General features: G+C 62.5%; 17 protein-coding genes and 1 pseudogene. 10 read left to right on the plus strand and 8 right to left on the minus strand.

What is annotated here, in order from left to right:
- Window positions 1–75: 75 nt before the first annotated feature.
- Complete coding sequence (locus tag ACZ5M5_RS24320) at window positions 76–1,386, plus strand: DUF58 domain-containing protein (RefSeq protein WP_464738091.1); 1,311 nt, start codon at window positions 76–78, stop codon at window positions 1,384–1,386.
- A 359-nt stretch (window positions 1,387–1,745) separates the two neighbouring features.
- Window positions 1,746–2,114, plus strand: a complete 369-nt coding sequence (locus ACZ5M5_RS24325) for a DUF6124 family protein (RefSeq protein ID WP_464738092.1) — start codon at window positions 1,746–1,748, stop codon at window positions 2,112–2,114.
- Between the two features lie 142 nt (window positions 2,115–2,256).
- On the opposite strand, the gene ACZ5M5_RS24330 is transcribed toward ACZ5M5_RS24325, so the two are convergent.
- Window positions 2,257–2,616 carry a PilZ domain-containing protein gene (locus ACZ5M5_RS24330; RefSeq protein ID WP_464738093.1) on the minus strand — a complete coding sequence of 120 codons (360 nt, stop codon included), beginning with the start codon at window positions 2,614–2,616 and terminating at the stop codon, window positions 2,257–2,259.
- 284 nt (window positions 2,617–2,900) lie between these two features.
- The gene (locus ACZ5M5_RS24335) at window positions 2,901–3,272 is read right to left on the minus strand and encodes a tetratricopeptide repeat protein (RefSeq protein WP_060740870.1); all 372 of its coding nucleotides are present in this window, start codon (window positions 3,270–3,272) and stop codon (window positions 2,901–2,903) included.
- A gap of 337 nt (window positions 3,273–3,609) precedes the next feature.
- On the opposite strand from ACZ5M5_RS24335, the gene pyk reads away from it, so the two are divergent.
- Window positions 3,610–5,061, plus strand: a complete 1,452-nt coding sequence (gene pyk / locus ACZ5M5_RS24340) for a pyruvate kinase (RefSeq protein ID WP_060740869.1) — start codon at window positions 3,610–3,612, stop codon at window positions 5,059–5,061.
- A 183-nt stretch (window positions 5,062–5,244) separates the two neighbouring features.
- Here pyk and ACZ5M5_RS24345 read toward each other — a convergent pair whose 3' ends face one another.
- From ACZ5M5_RS24345 to ACZ5M5_RS24355, 3 genes and pseudogenes are all read right to left on the minus strand, one after another.
- Entirely contained in the window at window positions 5,245–5,994 is a 750-nt protein-coding gene (locus ACZ5M5_RS24345; RefSeq protein ID WP_464738094.1) for an enoyl-CoA hydratase-related protein, read from the minus strand.
- Between the two features lie 28 nt (window positions 5,995–6,022).
- A pseudogene (locus ACZ5M5_RS24350) lies at window positions 6,023–6,957 on the minus strand (iron-sulfur-binding ferredoxin reductase).
- On the minus strand, window positions 6,950–8,056 hold the full coding sequence (locus tag ACZ5M5_RS24355) for a GGDEF domain-containing protein (protein WP_060743142.1): 1,107 nt from the start codon (window positions 8,054–8,056) through the stop codon (window positions 6,950–6,952). Before ACZ5M5_RS24355 ends, ACZ5M5_RS24350 begins: the two are co-directional and overlap by 8 nt.
- A gap of 452 nt (window positions 8,057–8,508) precedes the next feature.
- On the opposite strand from ACZ5M5_RS24355, the gene ACZ5M5_RS24360 reads away from it, so the two are divergent.
- The 6 genes from ACZ5M5_RS24360 (at window position 8,509) to ACZ5M5_RS24385 (ending at window position 17,547) form a co-directional block, all read left to right on the plus strand.
- Complete coding sequence (locus tag ACZ5M5_RS24360; protein WP_060740866.1) at window positions 8,509–10,032, plus strand: fumarate hydratase; 1,524 nt, start codon at window positions 8,509–8,511, stop codon at window positions 10,030–10,032.
- A 1,055-nt stretch (window positions 10,033–11,087) separates the two neighbouring features.
- Window positions 11,088–12,854 carry a sensor histidine kinase gene (locus tag ACZ5M5_RS24365; protein WP_464738095.1) on the plus strand — a complete coding sequence of 589 codons (1,767 nt, stop codon included), beginning with the start codon at window positions 11,088–11,090 and terminating at the stop codon, window positions 12,852–12,854.
- Window positions 12,847–14,172, plus strand: coding sequence for a sigma-54-dependent transcriptional regulator (locus tag ACZ5M5_RS24370; protein WP_464738096.1), 1,326 nt, complete (start codon window positions 12,847–12,849; stop codon window positions 14,170–14,172). Before ACZ5M5_RS24365 ends, ACZ5M5_RS24370 begins: the two co-directional genes overlap by 8 nt.
- A 330-nt stretch (window positions 14,173–14,502) precedes the next feature.
- Complete coding sequence (locus tag ACZ5M5_RS24375) at window positions 14,503–15,822, plus strand: MFS transporter (protein WP_060740863.1); 1,320 nt, start codon at window positions 14,503–14,505, stop codon at window positions 15,820–15,822.
- A gap of 340 nt (window positions 15,823–16,162) precedes the next feature.
- Window positions 16,163–16,690, plus strand: a complete 528-nt coding sequence (locus ACZ5M5_RS24380; protein WP_464738097.1) for a heme utilization protein — start codon at window positions 16,163–16,165, stop codon at window positions 16,688–16,690.
- Between the two features lie 236 nt (window positions 16,691–16,926).
- Window positions 16,927–17,547, plus strand: a complete 621-nt coding sequence (locus tag ACZ5M5_RS24385; RefSeq protein WP_103308439.1) for a flavin reductase family protein — start codon at window positions 16,927–16,929, stop codon at window positions 17,545–17,547.
- Window positions 17,548–17,780: 233 nt separating this feature from the next.
- Here ACZ5M5_RS24385 and ACZ5M5_RS24390 read toward each other — a convergent pair whose 3' ends face one another.
- Together ACZ5M5_RS24390 and ACZ5M5_RS24395 are read right to left on the minus strand one after the other, a co-directional pair.
- The gene (locus ACZ5M5_RS24390; protein WP_464739446.1) at window positions 17,781–18,014 is read right to left on the minus strand and encodes a hypothetical protein; all 234 of its coding nucleotides are present in this window, start codon (window positions 18,012–18,014) and stop codon (window positions 17,781–17,783) included.
- A 43-nt stretch (window positions 18,015–18,057) separates the two neighbouring features.
- Complete coding sequence (locus tag ACZ5M5_RS24395) at window positions 18,058–18,411, minus strand: putative quinol monooxygenase (RefSeq protein WP_060740859.1); 354 nt, start codon at window positions 18,409–18,411, stop codon at window positions 18,058–18,060.
- A gap of 327 nt (window positions 18,412–18,738) precedes the next feature.
- Between ACZ5M5_RS24395 and ACZ5M5_RS24400 the strand changes: the two genes are divergently transcribed.
- Entirely contained in the window at window positions 18,739–19,668 is a 930-nt protein-coding gene (locus ACZ5M5_RS24400; RefSeq protein WP_060740858.1) for an AraC family transcriptional regulator, read from the plus strand.
- A 141-nt stretch (window positions 19,669–19,809) separates the two neighbouring features.
- Here ACZ5M5_RS24400 and ACZ5M5_RS24405 read toward each other — a convergent pair whose 3' ends face one another.
- Entirely contained in the window at window positions 19,810–21,441 is a 1,632-nt protein-coding gene (locus ACZ5M5_RS24405; RefSeq protein ID WP_464739448.1) for a 5-guanidino-2-oxopentanoate decarboxylase, read from the minus strand.
- Between the last annotated feature and the right edge of the window lie 119 nt (window positions 21,442–21,560).

Below are 21,560 nucleotides of genomic sequence, written 5' to 3' on the forward strand. Positions count from 1 at the left end.
CTCCCTCGCCACGGGGAATCTCACGGCAGCAAACTCCTTCGCCAAGGCAAATCCCCCCTGCGAGGGAATGCACCCATGAAACCCTCGCGCCTGCTCTTGATCTGGCTCGCGCTGCTGCTGGCCCTCGGCATTGTGCTGGGCGCGCTGCGGGCACTCGGCGTGACGGTGCCAGCGACGCTGCTGTCGATCAACTGGGGTTTGCTGCTGGCCGTGCTGGCCCTTGCACTGCTCGACGCAGTGCGCGTCCGGCGCCTGCCCTCGCCCCGGCTGCAACGGCAAATGCCCGGGAGCCTGGCCCTGGGTCGCTGGGGTGACGTGCAGTTGGACATCAGCCATGACTTTGCCCAGCCGCTGCACGTGCAGCTCTTCGATCACGTACCCGACGGCCTGGACTTCGAAAATCTGCCCCTGTCCGTCGAGCTGCAACCCGGCCAGCGCAGCCAGGTCGGCTACCGCCTGCGCCCGCTCAAACGCGGTCACTTCACCTTCGTCCAGTGCGAAACCAACCTGCCAAGCCCGCTGGGCCTGTGGACCGACAAACGCCTGCTGGAGGCCGTCGACCACACCCGTGTCTACCCGGACTTCGCCCGGCTCTACGACGGGCAACTGCTGGCGGTGGACAATTGGCTCAGCCAACTCGGCATCCGCCAGCGTCAACGCCGTGGCCAAGGGCAGGAATTCCATCAACTGCGGGAGTTTCGCGAAGGCGACAGCCTGCGCCAGATCGACTGGAAAGCCACCGCCCGCCACCGCACGCCGATTGCCCGGGAATACGAAGACGAACGCGACCAACAGATCATCTTCATGCTCGACTGCGGCCGGCGCATGCGTAGCCAGGACGGCGAGCTGGCGCACTTCGACCACGCCCTCAACGCGTGCCTGTTGCTCAGCTACACCGCCCTGCGCCAGGGCGATGCCGTGGGCCTGAGCACGTTCGCCAGCGATCAAAGCCGCTACCTGGCCCCGGTCAAAGGCACCGGCCAGCTCAACGTGTTGCTCAACACCGTGTACGACCTCGACAGCAGCCAACGCCCCGCCGACTACCAGGCCGCCGTCACCGAACTGTTGGCCCGGCAAAAACGCCGGGCCCTGGTGGTGCTGGTGACCAACCTGCGGGATGAAGACGATGCGCAACTGCTCGCCGCCGTGAAACGGCTGGGCCAACAGCATCGGGTGCTGGTGGCCAGCCTGCGGGAAGAAGCCCTCGACCGCTTGCGCCAGGCGCCGGTGCAAAGCCTGCCTGAAGCCTTGGCTTATTGCGGGACGGTGGATTATTTGAACGCCCGGGCCGAGCTGCATAAGCAGCTGGCCGCCCATGGTGTGCCCACCCTGGATTCACGCCCCAGTGAGTTGGGGGCGGACCTGGTGACCCAATACCTGGCCTGAAAAAAGGCCGGGACCGCCTAGGTCCTACAGCGAGCCAGCGAAGCTCCAGCTGACTACAGTGCCTTGCGCAACGGACTACAGATCCGCCAGAATCCGCCGGCTTGTGCACCTTGGTCTTGCCCCGTAACTTGATTCGCGTCGCTGATATCCAGCGATCGGGTTTAGTCGCCCGGCGATGAAGTGATGTGCACAAGGCGTCATCCAGTCGGGCTCCCCTATCCCCGCACTTGATGGTGGCTGTGCGCAGGGCGCCCTCGGGCGCGCCGGTTTCACTTCTCACCGGTCGACTAACCTGCGTCCAGCCGCCACCCCTCGTTTAGTCGCGAGCCGGATGGCAGCACCACCAAAGAGAAGTGAATATGATCAAGCCAACCCCCAATCCACCCCATACCGGCTCGCAGCCCCCCCACGAAACCCTCGATCCCGAAAAGCTCGACGAAGCGGCTCAAAGAGCCCTGGACTACTACCTCAAGCCCAACAACGGCCAGCCCGACCAGAAAACCGCCAAACACCTGGACTACTTCATCGTCGCCCCCGACGCCGACCCCGAAGGCATGCTCGCCCACACCTACGAAACCTTCTGCTCGGTGAGCACGCTGATCCTGGATTTATCCGAAGACCTGGAAGGCGCCCCGCGCAACCTGGCCCTGGCGATTCACCAGATGGGCGAGATGGGGGTGTTGTTGCTGGAGCGGATGCTGGATAACGAAGCGAAGGTTCAGCGCTGAAGGCCGAATGACCTGTAGTAAACAGGAAGCCCTGTGGGAGCGAGCTTGCTCGCGATAGCGGTGGATCAGCTTGCAGCCATGTTGGATGTACCGCCGTCATCGCGAGCAAGCTCGCTCCTACAAAGTCGGTAGCCCGTAATGCTCAAGCCGATTCCGGCAACGGATAGAAACTGAAATATTGCCGCAACGCATTGATCAGTTGCCCGTACTCCGGCGGCGCCCACGTCAGGCTGAAGCCGGCGTCGAAATGCATCGGCGTCACGTCTTCATGGCACCACAGGCACCTGGCTTTCAACTTGATGTTTTGCTGTGGCCCTTCATCCGCGGGGATTTTCAGGTGCAGGTCAAAGTCCGCACCGACCATCAGCGGAAGCTGGCTGATCAGCATCAGCCCATTTTCAGAAACATTGCCCAAAAAACCGATAGGCCTGTCGTTGATACCGTTAAACACTTTGAGGAAATACGGCAACTGATGCCGTTCGATTCGGCGTTCCTTGTACATGTTTTGTATCGCTTTCTTAGCGGCCACATACCGGGCCTACCGATCACTTCGGAACGAACCCAAGCGAGCCCGCTCTCCCCAATCCCGGTGCCAGACGCTATCAATCGCCTTGGGCCTACTTCTGCCGGTCTCAGGTGCTTCTAAAAGTAGAGATCTAGCTCTAACTACGACTTGTACAAATATAGCCCAAGGTGGGGTGACAACCAGCCCCATGTATTAATTTTCATAAACACGGCGGGCAGAGGGAGGGTGGCCAGGATTGCGCCTGGCCACGGGAGGGAGGGTCAAGAAGCTGGACGGATGGCCGAGGCGCTGCGGGTCGGGTAGTGGCCCAGGCTCTGCAGGGTTTCGAGACGGGCGCGGGCGCGGAACGCGTATTCGCTGTTAGGGTATTGGGTGATGATGAACTGGTAGGTCTGTGCCGCATCGATAAACAGCTTCTGCCGCTCCAGGCACTGGCCGCGCAGCATCGACACTTCCGGCTGCATGTAGCGGCGGGCACGGCTGGCGCGGTCGACCTGGGACAACTCGAGCATGACCTGCTCGCAATTGCCACGGTCATAGGCCTTGTAGGCCAGGTTCATGTGGTGGTTCATCGACCAACGGGTGCAGCCCGTGACGCTCAGGGCCAGGGCAACAAAAAGCACGAATCGCATGGGAGGTTCTCCTGTCTTGAGCCCTGTATCGACCTGGCTGGGAAAATCTTCAGCCTGAAAATGAACCGGACGCTGTCCCTCTGGCAAGAAGAATGATGAGCTATAGGATGGGAATGAAGGCCTGTGGGAGCAAGGCTTGCCCGCGATGGCGTACTCGAGATCGCCATCGCGAGCAAGCTGTGCTCCCACAGGTCATTCCACCGCAGTTCATCCAAGGCGTGAAAATTTTCAAGAATGTTCATTTCGAAAAACAAACGAAAAAGTAGTGCACATGAACAATGACTACACCCAAAGAGCATAGTAGCCTTCGCTGGCGCTTGAACTTGAGGAGTCTTGCATGTCCGTCCGTCGCACCAAAATCGTCGCTACCCTTGGCCCGGCCAGTAATTCGCCGGAAGTTCTCGAACAGCTGATTCTGGCTGGCCTGGACGTTGCCCGTCTGAATTTCTCCCACGGCACCCCCGAAGAACACAAGGCGCGTGCCAAGCTGGTGCGCGACCTCGCCGCCAAGCACGGCCGCTTCGTCGCCCTGCTGGGTGACCTGCAAGGCCCGAAGATCCGTATCGCCAAATTCGCCAACAAGCGCATCGAGCTGAAGATTGGTGACAAATTCACCTTCTCCACCAGCCATCCGCTGACCGAAGGCAACCAGCAGGTGGTCGGCATCGACTATCCGGACCTGGTCAAGGATTGCGGCGTGGGCGACGAGCTGCTGCTCGACGACGGCCGTGTGGTGATGCGCGTCGAAACCGCCACCGCCACCGAACTGAACTGCATCGTGACCATCGGCGGCCCGCTGTCGGACCACAAAGGCATCAACCGTCGCGGCGGTGGCCTGACGGCCCCGGCCCTGACCGAAAAAGACAAGGCCGACATCAAGCTGGCCGCGGAAATGGAAGTCGACTACCTCGCCGTGTCCTTCCCCCGTGACGCGGCGGATATGGAATACGCCCGTCAACTGCGCGACGAAGCCGGCGGTACTGCCTGGCTGGTGGCCAAGATCGAACGCGCCGAAGCCGTTGCCGACGACGAAACCCTCGATGGCCTGATCAAGGCGTCCGACGCCGTGATGGTGGCCCGTGGTGACCTGGGTGTGGAAATCGGCGACGCCGAGCTGGTGGGCATCCAGAAGAAAATCATTCTGCACGCACGCCGCCACAACAAGGCCGTGATCGTCGCGACCCAGATGATGGAGTCGATGATCCAGAACCCGATGCCGACCCGCGCCGAAGTGTCCGACGTAGCCAACGCCGTGCTCGACTACACCGACGCCGTGATGCTCTCGGCCGAAAGCGCCGCCGGCCTCTACCCGCTCGAAGCGGTGCAAGCCATGGCGCGTATCTGCATCGGCGCTGAAAAGCACCCGACCAGCAAGACCTCCAGCCACCGCATCGGCAAGACCTTCGAGCGCTGCGACGAAAGCATCGCCCTGGCGACGATGTACACCGCCAACCACTTCCCGGGCGTGAAGGCGATCATCGCCCTGACCGAAAGTGGCTACACGCCGCTGATCATGTCGCGCATCCGCTCCTCGGTGCCGATCTACGCGTTCTCCCCGCACCGCGAAACCCAGGCCCGCGCCGCCATGTTCCGTGGCGTCTACACCGTGCCGTTCGACCCGGCCGCCCTGCAACCGGGCGAAGTCAGCCAGGCGGCGGTGGATGAGCTGGTCAAGCGCGGCGTCGTGCAGACCGGTGACTGGGTCATCCTGACCAAGGGCGACAGCTACCACACCATCGGCGGCACCAACGGGATGAAAATCCTGCATGTTGGCGACCCGATGGTCTGAGTGACCGAGCGCTGAAAAACAAAAGCCCCGCCATGTGAATGGTGGGGCTTTTTGGTTTTTGCCTTGAAGCCTGTGCTGGCTGGGCTGGCCCCATCGCGAGCAAGCTCGCTCCCACAGAGTGTTCATGCCCCCCCTGTGGGAGCGAGCTTGCTCGCGATGGGGCCAGCCCAGGCGCTCCAGAATTCAATGCCTGTTGATAAACCCCGACAACGCCGCCACCGCTTCCGGCGAGCGCAAGCGTTGGGTGAACAGCTTGCCCTCTTCTTCAATCACCTTGCGCAACAGATCCCGGTCCGGCGCCCTCATCAGTTGCTTGCTGATGAGCACCGCGTCAGGCGGCAGCGATTCGAAGCGCAGCGCCACCTCCCGCGCCTTGGCCAATGCCGCTTCGCCGCTGTCCAGCGCCTCGGTGGCAATGCCCCACGCAACCGCTTGTTCGCCACTGAAGCCCTCCCCCAACAGCAACAATTGCGCCGCCCTGGCCTGGCCCAGCAGCCGCGGCAGGATCAGGCTGGAACCGAATTCCGGGCACAGCCCCAGGTTGACGAATGGCATGCGCAGCCGCGCGTCTCGGCTGACGTAGACCAGGTCGCAATGCAGCAGCAACGTGGTGCCGATGCCCACCGCCGGTCCGGCCACGGCGGCGATCACCGGTTTGCGGCAATCGAGCAGGCTGAGCATGAACTGGAATACCGGGTTATCGAGGTCGTTCGGTGGCTGTTCGAGGAAGTCGACGATGTCGTTGCCGGCAGTGAAGCAGTCACTGGAACCGCTGAGCAGCACCGCGCGAATCTGCGGGTCGCTGTCCGCCATCGCCAGGGCTTGGGCCAATTGACCGTACATGGCCCGGGTCAGGGCGTTTTTCTTGTCCGGGCGGTTCAAGCGCACGGTCAGCAGGCCACGTTGACGGTCGAGCAACAGGGTTTCGGTCATGATCGGTCTCGCGTCTGGAAATCAGCGCTCAACCACGGGGCAGGAAGACGTCGGCCAGCAGTTGATTGCGCGGCAAGCCAGCCAGGTACAAACGCTTGGCAAAGGCCTCGACCCGGTCGGGATGGCCGCAGAGTAAGGCCTGGGTTTGCCGGGAAACAAGCCGCAGTTGCGCCAAGGCGGACGGCGCCTCGGCCGCGGTCAGCAGCTCCACCGAGAGGTTTTCATGCTTGGCCGCCAGCGCCGCCAGGGGTTTGGCCAGGTAATGCCCGGCCGTATCATGGGCCACGTGAATAAGGCGAATCGCGCCTTGGTGATGCTGGCGCAAGGCTTCGCGCAGGAGGCCGAACAACGGTGCCAGACCCGTGCCGGCGGCAAGCAGCCACAGGGGTCTGGCGTGCCAGTCGGGGTCATAGTGCAAGGCGCCGCCACGCAGTTCGCCCAGGCGGATCGGGTCGCCGGCCTTCATCTGCCGGGCCGCGTCGATGAACAGGCCGGGCTCGCGACAATCGAGGTGGAACTCCAGGAAGCGGTCTTCTTCGGGCAGGCTCGCCAGGGAATACGGCCGGGCCACCTCGCCGGTCCACAGCACCAGATGCTGCCCGGCCCGATACCGCAGCGCCCGCTCGGGGTGACACGCAGACGCAGCACCTCGCCGCCCAGCCAATCCACCGCCATCACCTGGGCCGCCTGGCCGTCGCGTTGCGGGTCGAAGGTGTGGATCCGCACATCCTCGACCACCTGGCATTGGCAGGCCAGCCGCCAACCCTGGTCGCGCTGCGTCGGGCTCAAGGCGTCGGGGCGACTGTCGCGCACATCGCCCCCCACGCACTGCACCAGGCAGGCGTGGCAGCTCCCGGCGCGGCAACTGTAGGGCACCGCCACGCCAGCGCCGTTCAAGGCGTCCAGCAGGTTACTGCCTGCCGCCACCGTCCATTGCCGGCCGGCGACTGTCAGTTCAGGCATCGACGTTCTCCCAGGCGGCGGCGCAACGATTGCGGCCGTCTCGCTTGGCACGGTACAGGGCCTGGTCGGCACGCTGCAACGCGTTGTCCAGGTCATCGCCCATTTCCAGCATGGTCATGCCCGCCGACAGGCTGAGGGCGCCGACCTGCAGGCCGATCAGCTCGACTTCAGTGAACGCCAGCCGCAGCCGCTCGCAACAGGCCGTCAGGCGATGGGGGTCGCAAGCGGGCAGCAGCATGACGAATTCCTCGCCGCCGTAACGGGCCAGTACATCGCCCTCGCGCAGGCACGCCGTGGCGACCGCGGCAAACGCCTGCAGCACCTGGTCGCCCGCGGCATGGCCATGCAGGTCGTTGATGCGCTTGAAATGGTCGAGGTCGATCAGGGCCAGGCCATGGGCGACGCCAGGCCTGAGGGTGTTGAGTTCGCGGGAGGCCAGGCGCAGGAAGTGCCGGCGATTGAACAGCCCGGTCAGTTCATCGGTGGCCACCAGGTCTTCGAGCTGGCGCATCATCCCGCGCAAGGTGTCCTGGTGCGCCTGCAAGGCAAACCGCCGCTGGCGCATGCGCTGGCGTGAGGTCTGGACGTAGCGGGCGTAAAACACCAGCCACACCAGCACGAGAAACAGCACGGCCACCTGCAACCCGGCCAGGGTAGGATCGGGAAGCCTGAAGAAATAACCGTCCCAGAGGGTAATCGCGGTGAAGCTGATGAACACCAGCGACGCGCAGCGCACAAAGGCCCGGCGCGACAGGTGGAACAACCCGAACAGCAGGATCAGCACATAAAACACCAGGAACACGCCCCGGGCCTGGTCCAGGTGCGCCATCATCCAGGTCTGCCAGCCCAGGCCGATCAACACCTGCACTTCGGTGAGGCTGGGGTCGGCGAAGCGCAGGTTGCGGTCGGTGATAAACAGCGCGAACAGTCCGGCCTGGCACAGCACGACCAACACGCTGCCGATGATGACACCGCGCAACGAGTCCAAGTAATGCCCACTGAAAAATGCCAGCCACAACAAAACCAGTGCCAGCGCGTACGTCGCGGCCGCCAAAGCGAAGCGTTTCAGCAAAAGACGTTGAATGGCGTTATGGGTCAATCGTTGACTCACCATGGGAAAGGAAACTGACAGGAGGCGTCCTACGCTACAGGCCAGACGCCACTTTAGTGGCGTGTAGGGCAAATGACCATTCAATTCTGGAGCAGAAAAATGGCGTCAAAGCAATGGCCCAATTGACGCATTGTTTACGGCCCGGACATGGAGAGAGTTTGTAGGAGATCCTGTGGGAGCAAGGCTTGCCCGCGATAAAGCTGACGCGGTCCCTGGGGAACCGAGGCGCCTGCATCGCGAGCAAGCTTTGCTCCCACACGCTTTGCGCCCGCCAAATACAAAAGCTGATCCTTTCCAGCCAGGCGCGATATACTGCCGCGCCTTTTTAGCGTCGCGCCAGCATGCCCGGCGTGCCTTATAGAGGTGCCGTCCGTCGACCGATGCACCCAAGCGGCCGGTACCTTATTGAATGTTCCCGTCTTTAGAGAGGAGCGCGACTCATGACCGTGATCAAGCAAGATGACCTGATACAGAGCGTTGCCGACGCCCTGCAGTTCATTTCCTACTACCACCCCGTGGATTTCATCCAGGCGATGCACGAGGCCTACCTGCGCGAAGAATCGCCGGCGGCCCGTGACTCCATGGCGCAGATCCTGATCAACTCGCGCATGTGCGCCACCGGCCATCGGCCGATCTGCCAGGACACCGGTATCGTGACCGTGTTCGTGCGCGTGGGCATGGACGTGCGTTGGGATGGCGCGACCATGAGCCTGGACGACATGATCAACGAGGGCGTGCGTCGCGCCTACAACCTGCCGGAAAACGTCCTGCGCGCTTCCATCCTGGCCGACCCGGCCGGCGCGCGTAAAAACACCAAGGACAACACCCCGGCGGTCATCCACTACTCCATCGTCCCGGGCAACACCGTGGAAGTGGACGTGGCGGCCAAGGGCGGCGGCTCCGAGAACAAGTCGAAGATGGCCATGCTCAACCCGTCCGACTCCATCGTCGACTGGGTGCTGAAAACCGTTCCGACCATGGGCGCCGGCTGGTGCCCACCGGGCATGCTCGGCATCGGCATCGGTGGCACCGCCGAGAAAGCCGCGGTCATGGCCAAGGAAGTCTTGATGGAGTCCATCGACATCCACGAGCTCAAGGCCCGCGGCCCGCAGAACCGTATCGAAGAGATGCGCCTGGAGCTGTTCGAGAAGGTCAACCAACTGGGCATCGGCGCCCAGGGCCTGGGTGGCCTGACCACTGTGCTCGACGTGAAGATCATGGACTACCCGACCCACGCCGCCTCCCTGCCGGTGTGCATGATACCCAACTGCGCCGCCACCCGCCACGCCCACTTCGTGCTGGACGGCACGGGCCCGGCGTCGCTGGAAGCGCCACCGTTGGACGCCTACCCGGAAATCGTCTGGGAAGCCGGCCCGTCGGCTCGTCGCGTCAACCTCGACACCCTGACGCCAGAAGACGTGCAAAGCTGGAAGCCGGGCGAAACCGTACTGCTCAACGGCAAGATGCTCACCGGCCGCGACGCGGCGCACAAGCGCATGGTCGAGATGCTGAACAAGGGTGAAACCTTGCCGGTGGACCTCAAGGGTCGCTTCATCTATTACGTCGGCCCGGTCGACCCGGTAGGCGATGAAGTCGTCGGCCCAGCCGGCCCGACCACCGCCACGCGGATGGACAAGTTCACCCGCCAGATCCTCGAGCAGACAGGCTTGTTGGGCATGATCGGCAAATCCGAGCGCGGCCCGACCGCTATCGAAGCGATCAAGGACAACAAGGCCGTCTACCTGATGGCCGTCGGCGGTGCCGCTTACCTGGTGGCCCAGGCGATCCGCAAATCCAAGGTCCTGGCGTTCGCCGAACTGGGCATGGAAGCGATCTACGAGTTCGAGGTCAAGGACATGCCGGTGACCGTTGCGGTCGATAGCCAAGGCGAGTCGGTGCACATCACCGGTCCTGCCATCTGGCAGAAGAAGATCAGCGACAGCCTGGCGGTCGAAGTGCAGTAACACTTCAGTACCATGAACAAGGCCGGTGAGCGACAAGCCCACCGGCCTTTTTTGTGTCCATGTCAGTGATGCTCACTACAGGTACCTGTAGTAATCCTGTGGGAGCCGAGCTTGCTCGCGATAGCGGCCTGTCAGCCAACATCATCTCTGGATGACCCACCGTCATCGCGAGCAAGCTCAGCTCCCACTGTGGCTATCATCGGACACAAATCTTGTGCACGGCACCCATCTACTGTGGGAGCCGAGCTTGCTCGCGATAGCGGCCTGTCAGCCAACATCATCTCTGGATGACTCACTGCCATCGCGAGCAGGCTCGCTCCCACTGTGGCTATCATCGGACACAAATCTTGTGCACGGCACCCATCTACTGTGGGAGCCGAGCTTGCTCGCGATAGCGGCCTGTCAGCCAACATCATCTCTGGATGACCCACCGTCATCGCGAGCAGGCTCGCTCCCACTGTGGCTATCATCGGACACAAATCTTGTGCACGGCACCCATCTACTGTGGGAGCCGAGCTTACTCGCGATAGCGGCCTGTCAGCCAACATCATCTCTGGATGACCCACCGTCATCGCGAGCAAGCTCAGCTCCCACTGTGGCTATCATCGGACACAAATCTTGTGCACGGCACCCATCTACTGTGGGAGCCGAGCTTGCTCGCGATAGCGGCCTGTCAGCCAACATCATCTCTGGATGACTCACTGCCATCGCGAGCAGGCTCGCTCCCACTGTGGCTATCATCGGACACAAATCTTGTGCACGGCACCCATCTACTGTGGGAGCCGAGCTTGCTCGCGATAGCGGCCTGTCAGCCAACATCATCTCTGGATGACCCACCGTCATCGCGAGCAAGCTCAGTTCCCACTGTGGATATCATCGGACACAAATCTTGTGCACGGCACCCATCTACTGTGGGAGCCGAGCTTGCTCGCGATAGCGGCCTGTCAGCCAACATCATCTCTGGATGACCCACCGTCATCGCGAGCAAGCTCAGCTCCCACAGAGCAACCGCCATGCTATCGTGCCCGCCCGACTTTCCACTGGTTTACGCCAGCATGCTGCCGACCACCCGTACCTTGCGCCTGTCGTTGTACACCTTGCTGATCCTCGCCGGCGCGGCGGTTGCCGCCACCCTCGCCGTGCGCCACGCCGAACGCGAGGCCTTGAAGGAAGATGCCAGCCGCGCCAGCCAGCAGTTGGCGCTGTACGCCAATTCGTTGCACACCCTGATCGAACGCTACCGCGCCCTGCCCGCCGTGCTGGCGCTGGATCCGGAGTTGCGCTCGGCCCTCAAGGGACCGGTCAGCGCGGCGCAGCAGGCTGCGTTGAATCGCAAGCTCGAACAGATCAATGGCGCCGCCCAGTCATCCACCCTGGAACTGCTCGACCACAGCGGCCTGGCCGTCGCGGCCAGTAACTGGCGCCTGCCCAGCAGCTATGTCGGGCACAACTATGGCTTTCGCCCCTACTTCATCCAGACCCGCACCCAGGGCACCGGACGGTTTTATGCGGTGGGCGTGACCAGCGGCATCCCGGGGTACTTCCTCTCCAGCGCCGTGACCGGCGACAACGGCGAGTTCCTCGGCGCGATGGTGGTCAAGCTGGAGTTTCCGGAGCTGGAGCGCGAATGGCGCCAGGGCAGCGACACCCTGCTGGTCAGCGATGCCCGGGGCATCATCTTCATTGCCAATCGCCCGGGCTGGCGTTATCGCCACTTGCAGCCGCTGACCGACAGCGACCGCGCCGAGCTCAAGGCCACCCGCCAATACGATAAACAACCGTTGCAAGCCCTGGCCCATGAACCGCTGCGACGCTTCGACGACAACAGCCACCTGGCCCGGGTGGAGGCCCCCGATGGCTCGGCGGATTACCTGTGGGAATCCTTGCCGTTGAGCGCCGAAGGCTGGACCCTGCACTTGCTGCGCCGTCCGCAGATCGCCGTCGAGGACCTGCGCAACGCCGGGCTCGCCGCCGCCGGGTTGTGGCTGGCGCTGGTGTTCCTGTTGCTGTTTCTCAACCAGCGCTGGCGCCTGGCAAAGTTGCGCCAGCGCAGCCGCGAAGAGCTGGAACGGCTGGTGGAGGAGCGGACCCGGGACCTGCGCACCGCCCAGGACGGGCTGGTGCAATCGGCCAAGCTGGCGGCGCTGGGGCAGATGTCGGCGGCCCTGGCTCATGAAATCAACCAACCCTTGACCGCTCAGCGCATGCAATTGGCAACCCTGCGCTTGCTGCTGGATCACGGTCGGGTCGATGACGCCTACAAGGCCCTCAAGCCGGTGGACGACATGCTGACCCGCATGGCCGCCCTCACCGGCCACTTGAAGACGTTCGCCCGCAAAAGCCCCAGCGGCCTGCGCGAACGCCTGGACCTGGCGGCGGTGGTGGACCAGGCGCTGCAACTGCTGGACACGCGCCTGCGGGACGACCAGGTCAGTACCGTGTTGCACTTGACCCGTCCAGCGTGGGTGCGCGGCGATGCGATCCGCCTCGAGCAAGTGTTGATCAACCTGCTGCGCAACGCGCTCGACGCCATGGCCGGCCAACCTCTCAAGCGCCTGGAAGTGCGCCTGGAGGCCGATGATCAATTGTGGCACCTGACCGTCAGCGACAGCGGCACCGGCATCGCCGAGGAACACCTGGCCCAGGTGTTCGATCCGTTTTTCACCACCAAGCCCGTGGGCGATGGCCTGGGCCTGGGGCTGGCGGTTTCGTTTGCAATCATCCATGAGTCCGGCGGGCGCCTGAGCGCGGACAGCCACGAGAACGGCGCGGTATTCTGCGTGACCTTGCCCATCGATCAGGAGGCGCAACTGCATGCTTGATTCAGTCATGGTCGTGGATGACGAAGGCAGCATCCGCAGTGCCGTCGAACAATGGTTGAGCCTGTCGGGGTTCCAGGTGCAGCTGTTCAGTCGCGCCGACGAATGCCTGGCCCGGTTGCCGGAGCATTTTCCCGGGGTGATCCTCAGCGACGTGCGCATGCCCGGCCTCAGCGGTCTGGAGCTACTGGCCGAAGTCCGCCGCCGCGACCCGGACCTGCCGGTGATTCTGTTGACCGGCCACGGTGACGTGCCCATGGCCGTGGAGGCCATGCGTGACGGTGCCTACGACTTCCTGGAAAAACCCTTCAGCCCCGAAGCCCTGCTGGGCAGCCTGCGCCGGGCCCTGGACAAGCGCACCCTGGTCCTGGAAAACCGCCGCCTGCATGAACAGGCCGACGCCCGCGCCCGTCTGGATGGCACGCTGCTAGGGGTTTCCCGTGCGCTGCAAAACCTGCGGCGCCAAGTGCTGGACCTGGCGGCACTGCCGGTCAACGTATTGATCCGCGGCGAAACCGGTAGCGGCAAGGAATTGTTCGCTCGCTGCCTGCACGATTTCGGCCCGAGGGCGAGCAAGCCCTTCGTCGCGTTGAACTGCGCAGCCATTCCCGAGGCGCTGTTCGAGGCGGAGTTGTTCGGCCATGAAAGCGGCGCCTTCACCGGCGCCCAGGGCAAGCGCATCGGCAAGCTCGAATACGCCGACGGCGGCACGCTGTTTCTCGATGAAATCGAAAGCATGCCCCTGGCCCAGCAGGTCAAGTTGCTGCGGGTGTTGCAGGAACAGAAGCTCGAACGCCTGGGCTCCAACCAGAGCATCGCCGTGGACCTGCGCATCATCGCCGCCACCAAGCCCGACCTGTTGGACGAAGCCCGGGCCGGGCGTTTTCGCGAAGACCTGGCCTATCGCTTGAACATCGCCGAGCTGCGCCTGCCGCCGCTGCGAGAACGGCGCGAGGACATTCCCCTGCTGTTCGAACACTTCACCCACAACGCCGCCGAACGCCTGGGCCGCCCCACCGTGCCCCTGAGCGGCCCGCAGTTGAGCCATCTGCTCAGCCACGACTGGCCGGGCAATGTGCGGGAACTGGCCAACGTCGCCGAGCGCCAGGTGTTGGGGCTGGATCAACTGCCTACCCTGGAGACGGAGCCGGGCCAGTCCCTCGCGGCCCAGCAGGAAGCCTTCGAAGCCCAATGCCTGCGCGCCGCCCTGGCGCGACACAAAGGTGATGTGAAAGCCGTGCTCGAAGAACTGCAACTGCCACGCCGCACCTTCAATGAAAAGATGCAGCGGCATGGGTTGAGCCGGGAGATGTTTTTGTAGATTCACTGAATTTTCTGTGTCTGCCCCGGCCTCATCGCGAGCAAGCTCGGCTCCCACAGGTCATATGTGTGCTCCCACAGGGTCATGTGTATGCAGGTCAAAATGTGGGAGCTGAGCTTGCTCGCGATGAGGCCAGCCCAGACAGAACATCTCCCCCTCGGATAAGCGGATTTCCGCTCACCACCCATCAAAAACAAGCGGATTTCCGCTCACCCAACACCGCAAACCCCTCTAGACCGGCCCTCCAGTGCCTGGCACAGCTCCTGCTATAGCCCTGTCAGGCTGCGTTCCCGCGCGCTCCACAAAAACAATTAAATGAAGGATCCTTCAATGGACAACTCCAACGCCCTGCCCATTGGGTCGGCTGCCGTGCCCGCCCGTGAAAGAACCACCGCCAGTCGGATCAAATCGATCTTCAGCGGCTCGGTCGGCAACATGGTCGAGTGGTATGACTGGTACGTCTACGCCGCGTTCTCGTTGTACTTCGCCAAAGTCTTCTTCCCCAAGGGCGACACCACCGCCCAATTGCTCAACACCGCCGCGATCTTCGCCGTGGGCTTCCTGATGCGCCCGATCGGCGGCTGGTTGATGGGCCTGTACGCTGACCGCGCCGGACGCAAACGTGCGTTGATGGCCTCGGTGTACCTGATGTGCTTCGGCTCGCTGATCATCGCCTTGAGCCCAAGCTACGAAACCATCGGCGTCGGCGCGCCGATCCTGCTGGTGTTCGCCCGCCTGCTCCAAGGCCTGTCGGTGGGTGGCGAGTACGGCACCTCGGCAACCTACCTGAGCGAGATGGCGACCAAGGAACGTCGCGGCTTCTTCTCCAGCTTCCAGTACGTGACCCTGATTTCCGGCCAGCTCATCGCCTTGGGCGTATTGATCGTGCTGCAACAGTTCCTCACCACCGAACAGCTGTACGCCTGGGGCTGGCGCATCCCGTTCGCCATCGGCGCACTGTGTGCGGTCGTGGCGCTATACCTGCGGCGCGGCATGGAAGAAACCGAGTCGTTCACCAAGAAAGAGAAGTCCAAGGAAAGCGCGATGCGCACCTTGCTGCGCCACCCCAAGGAACTGATGACCGTGGTCGGCCTGACCATGGGCGGTACCCTGGCGTTCTATACCTACACCACCTACATGCAGAAATACCTGGTGAACACCGTCGGCATGAGCATCTCCGACTCCACCACCATTTCCGCCGCCACACTGTTCCTGTTCATGTGCCTGCAACCGGTGATCGGCGGGCTGTCGGACAAGATCGGTCGCCGGCCGATCCTGATCGCCTTCGGCATCCTCGGCACCCTGTTCACTGTGCCGATCCTCACCACCCTGCACACCATCCAGACCTGGTGGGGCGCATTCTTCCTGATCATGGCCGCGCTGATCATCGTCAGCGGCTACACCTCGATCAACGCCGTGGTGAAGGCCGAGCTGTTCCCCACCGAAATCCGCGCCCTGGGCGTCGGCCTGCCCTACGCACTGACCGTGTCGATCTTCGGCGGCACCGCCGAATACATCGCCTTGTGGTTCAAGAGCATCGGTATGGAAACCGGCTACTACTGGTACGTGACGGCCTGCATCGCCGTGTCGCTGCTGGTGTACATCACCATGAAAGACACCCGCAAGCATTCGCGGATCGTGACCGACTGATCTCCAAGTCGCATGTCTAGTCCTTGCTAAGGTTTACACCTGTTTCAGGACTGGATCAAAAAAGGGGCGAACCTGACGGGGTCGCCCCTTTTTTTTGTTCCATGTCTAAAGATTTATCCGACATTAATCTCTGGTTAATGCCTGACCTCCATCCTCATCCTCAACAGAACGCCGTTCGATACGCCGGTAATGGGCCTCATTGACCGTTCTATGGAAACCCCCAACCAATCGATTTAATCGATTGTTTTTAGCATTTATTTGCGCTTTTTAATCTAATTAGCGAGCGTAATATGAACTCCACACCCAAGGCGCCTAACGCCAAATATTCTGGAGCACAACCATGAAAACCAAACTGATCATCGCCCTGACCCTTTCCGTACTGGCCGCCAATACTTTTGCTGCCGATGGTTTCGACCGCACCAGCTCGGCCATCGCCGCTGATGGCTACGACCGCACTGGCGCTGCCACCCTTGCTGCTGACGGCTTCGACCGCACTAACGGCGCTACCGTTGCTGAAGATGGTTTCGACCGCACTAACGGCGCCACCGTCGCTGAAGACGGCTTCGACCGCACTAACGGCGCTACCGTTGCTGAAGATGGCTTCGACCGCACTAACGGCGCCACCGTTGCTGAAGATGGCTTCGACCGCACTAACGGCGCCACCGTTGCTGAAGATGGCTTCGACCGCACTAACGGCGCTACCGTTGCTGAAGATGGCTTCGACCGCACTAACGGCGCCACCGTTGCTGAAGATGGCTTCGACCGCACTAACGGCGCCACCGTCGCAGAAGATGGTTTCGATCGCACTAACGGCGCCACCGTCGCAGAAGATGGTTTCGATCGCACTAACGCTGCCGCCATCAGCTAATTGCCACGGAGCCCCTCCCACAGCCCGGCTTCGGCCGGGCTTAGTTGTTTTTGGGATTTGCAGAAGAACAGCGGACGCAGGTTTTGCGAAAGCGATGGCCCAGCTTGCAGCAATATTGAATGTTCCGGCGCCTTCGCGAGCAAGCCCACTCCCACAAGGTTCTCGGTGCTGACAAAAACAGCTGCCCCCTGCACTATCGTCGAACTCTTCAAAATCCACCCCAGGATCTGCACCCAATGCCCGATGACACCCATTTCTACGAACCCGCCAACGGTCACGGCCTGCCACACGATCCATTCAACGCCATCGTCGGCCCGCGCCCCATCGGCTGGATTTCGTCCCAGGATGGCGAAGGCCGCCTGAACCTGGCGCCCTACAGTTTCTTCAACGCCTTCAATTACATTCCACCGATCATTGGGTTCTCCAGCGTCGGGCGCAAAGACAGCCTGAACAACATCGAACAGACCGGTGAATTCGCCTGGAACCTGGCCACCCGCCCGCTCGCCGAGCAGATGAACCAGAGCTGCGCGATGGTCGGCCCAGAGGTCAATGAGTTCGAACTGGCGGGCCTCACGGCCGCCCCGTCACGGGTGATCCAGGTGCCGCGCGTCGCCGAAAGCCCGGTGTCCTTCGAATGTAAGGTCACGCAGATCATTCAATTGCAGCGGGCGGACAAAGGGCTGGTGCCAAGCTGGTTGATCCTCGGCGAAGTGGTCGCCGTGCATATCGCCCAGTGGCTGTTGAAAGACGGGGTGTACGACACCGCCGCCGCCGAGCCGATCTTGCGCGGGGGTGGGCCGGCGGATTATTTCCAGCTGGGGCCTGAGGCGTTGTTCAAGATGCATCGCCCGAAGTAAGCGATAAAGTCCTGTAAACAACACTGCTCACTTGAAAATGAAGGTATGTGTGGCGAGGGAGCTTGCTCCCGCTTGGGTGCACGGTAGGAGCTGTCGAGCGGAGCGAGGCTGCGATCTCTCCCCAGACACTTGAGTCTCAAGCGAAAGATCAAAAGATCGCAGGCTTCGCCAGCTCCTACAGAGCCCAGCGGGAGCAAGCTCCCTCGCCACAAAAGCAATCATCAAAATGCTGATTACCAGACCAGCCCGCCCTCGTCGTCGACACCCTGGAGACGGGTGAGCAGCACGGCAGCGGCATCATCGGCTTCGGTCGCGGTCTTGAAGCTCTGGTCTTCAAGCACCTTGTTGAAACGTGGCGCACCTGAGCCGCCGATGACCTTGGTGGCAATGGCGGCGAGGTAACCGCCGCCCTCCTTGGGAACAACGGCGGAAACAGCTTCAAAGGTTTCAAAGGCTTTACGTGCCATCTCTTGTGCATCCTGGCGGTGGAAAATGACGGTCATTAAACCTTCAACCGGCCAGTTTGTGTACCTGCGCCCGGCACCCTTCGGTCGCCTGGGCGGCGGAGACTTCCCTGAAGGTGTGGAAATCCAGGCTGCTCACCACCAGGTCTTGCACCAGCTCGGCGAAAATCGCCATGGCCGGTGAATTGAAATAGGCGTCCATCGACGGCTGATTGACCCAGAGTCCGGACACCAGCCACAAATCAGCGTCGCATTGCGATTGCTGCAAGGCAAAGTGCAGGCAACCGGGCGCCTGGCGCGAGGGCGCGATCAGCGTACTCAGGCGTGCACCCAGTTGCTTGGAGCAACCACTGCGGGCCCGGACAAAAGCCATGTGGCTGACGGGGATCTGTGTAGTCATGCTCAACCCTCCCAGGTAATCCGTTGTGCAGCCGGGGACAGGCTGCGACAGGATCAAAGGTTAAGCGTCACGACGCCAGCTTCGTTAGTCGATTCCTGCCGACCCATTGCACAATCCTGCGCATCGGCCGCACAAAATTCGTCGTCGATCCAGTTGCCACCCAAGAAGTTGAAACAAAAGGTTTCAAGCAAGTTTCGCGAGCGTTGCCCCGTCACGGACCATTGCGCCGTGCAGGATCAGGCAAGCTTTCAACAGGATGTTGCTACCGCTGCGCCTTGCACAAACATAAGCTTTGTTCATCGCTCCCTATCGCCTGAGGATCCCGGCATGTCGCCACTCGATCACGCCCACGTCCCGCTGGACACGTACCTGGAACAACAGCGCGCCGAACTGGCATCGATCATCGACCGCAACACCGGCGAAGACGGCAGCTACGCCACCGCCATCGGCTCGCTGAACCTGTCGCGGCACAGCCAGCCGCACAAATTCGCCCCGGTGCTGGCGCAACCGGCGCTGTGCATCATGGCCCAGGGCAGCAAACAGGTGCGCCTGGCGGATGAGTTCTTCAACTACGATCCGCTCCATTACCTGGTGGTCTCGGTCTCGATGCCGCTCAGCGGTTGCGTCGCTGACGTATCGCCCGAACAGCCGATCCTGGCCCTGCGCCTGGACATCGACCCGGCGGAAATCACTGCGTTGATCGCCGATGCCGGCCCCTTGGGCGTGCCGACCCGCCCCGCCGGGCGCGGGCTGTATGTCGAACGCCTGGACACGCCGATGCTCGACGCTGTGCTGCGCTTGGCACGGCTGCTGGACACACCGAAAGACATCGCCATGCTCGCGCCCCTGGTGCGCCGGGAAATCCTCTATCGCCTGCTGCGCAGTCCACAGGGCTATCGGCTGTACGAAATCGCCATCGCCAACAGTCAGAGCCATCGCATCAGCCAGGCGATCAAATGGCTCAACGGCCATTTCGAACAGCCGCTGCGCATCGATGACCTGGCCCGGGAAGTGAACCTCAGCGTCTCGACCCTGCATCACCGCTTCAAGGCCATGACGGCCATGAGCCCACTGCAATACCAGAAGCAACTGCGCTTGCAGGAAGCCCGCCGGCTGATGCTGGCCGAAGGGCTGGAAGCTTCGGCGGCGGGGTATCGGGTGGGTTATGAAAGCCCTTCGCAGTTCAGCCGCGAGTACAGCCGATTGTTCGGCGCGCCGCCGTTGCGGGATCTGGCGCGGTTGCGGATGACTGTCTGACCCGGGTTTTGTGTTGGCTGGGCCGACCTCATCGCGAGCAAGCTCGCTCCCACATAGGGCCTGTTGTGAACAGAGAATCTGTGTTCAATGAAAATCCCCTGTGGGAGCGAGCTTGCTCGCGATGAGGCCAGTCAAAACACCTCAACACTTCGATGTCCAGACACCCTGGTCAATCTCAATCAACGTCGGCCCCTGCCGCTCACGGGCCGCCAGCAACGCCACACGCAGCGACGGCACATCGTCGATGGCTTGGGCAAAGCAGCCCAAGGCCTTGGCGACCCCGATGAAATCTGGGGTGTAGATGTCCACCCCCACCGGTTCGATGGCGCGATTGAGCATGTATTTCTTGATCTCTTCGTAGCCCTGGTTATTCCACAGCAGCACGATCACCGGTGTGCTCGCCTCCACGGCGCTGGCCAGCTCCGGCAGGGTGAACTGCAACCCGCCATCACCGATCAGGCACACCACCGCAGGGCGGCCGTGGCCCAGGTCCTTGCCGCCGAGCCAGGCGCCGATGGCCGCCGGCAACGCGTAGCCAAGGGTGCCGTAGCCGGTGGAGGAGTTGAACCAGCGGCGCGGCTGCTCCGGGTTGAAGGTCAGGTTGCCGGTGTACACCGGTTGCGTGGAGTCACCGACGAACACCGCCTCCGGTAGCGTCTGCAAGACCGTGTCGAGAAACACGGTCTGGGCGCGGGTCGCGGCGTCCCAACTGCCTTGAAGCTCCGCACGCAACCGGGCGGCACGGGCCGGTCCCCAATCGGCTTGGCGTTCGGCCAAGGGTCGCTGGTCCAATTCGTCGAGCAAGGCCCGGGCGGCGACACCGGCGTCGGCCACCAGCGCCAGGTGCGGCGGGTAGTTGCGCACGGTCTGGTCCGGGTCGATGTCGATGCGCAGCAGCGCGCCGGGAATCTCGAAGCCGCCGGCAAAGGTAATGTCGTAATCGGTCTCGGCCAGTTCGGTGCCGATGGCCAGCACCACGTCCGCCTCGGCCACCAACGCACGGGTGGCCACCAGGCTCTGGGTGGAGCCGATCAGCAACGGATGGCGCGCAGGCAGCAGGCCTTTGGCATTGATGGTCAACGCCACTGGCGCGCCGAGACGTTCGGCCAGTTCGGTCAATTCGGCCCTCGCGTCGATGGCCCCGCCACCGACCAGGATCAGAGGCCGCCGAGCCGTCGCCAGCAGGTCGGCCATTTGTTTTACCGCACCCGGTGCGGCACCGGCGCGGCTGATGTTCACCGGCACGCTGGCGAGCAAGGCGTCGGCGTCTTCGACCAAAACGTCCAGCGGGATTTCAATGTGCACCGGTCGCGGGCGCCCGGCCTGGAACACCGCGAACGCCCGGGCCAGCACGCCGGGTAATTCGGCGGCGGACATCAGCGTGTGGGAAAACGCCGCGACACCGCCCACCAATGCAGACTGGTTCGGCAGTTCATGCAGCTTGCCGCGTCCACCGCCCAACTGACTGCGCGACTGCACGCTGGAGATCACCAGCATCGGGATCGAATCGGCGTAGGCCTGGCCCATGGCGGTGGTGATGTTGGTCATGCCGGGACCGGTGATGATGAAACATACGCCGGGCTTGCCGCTGACCCGGGCGTAACCGTCGGCCATGAAACCTGCGCCCTGTTCATGACGCGGCGTCACATGGCGGATACTGGAACGGGCCAGCCCGCGGTACAGCTCGACGGTGTGCACGCCGGGAATGCCGAACACCTGCTCCACGCCATAACCTTCGAGTAACTTGACCAATACTTCGCCGCACGTCGCCATTGCCATTGCCTTTTTCTGGTCGGGTAAAGGGCCACGCAGCGCATGCGACGGGCCCCTTTTGTCTTGGGAATGGCGTTATTGGAACGGGCGGGGCATGGCGACAACAATGGATAAAAAGT

The organism is Pseudomonas sp. Van50 (assembly GCF_055390755.1).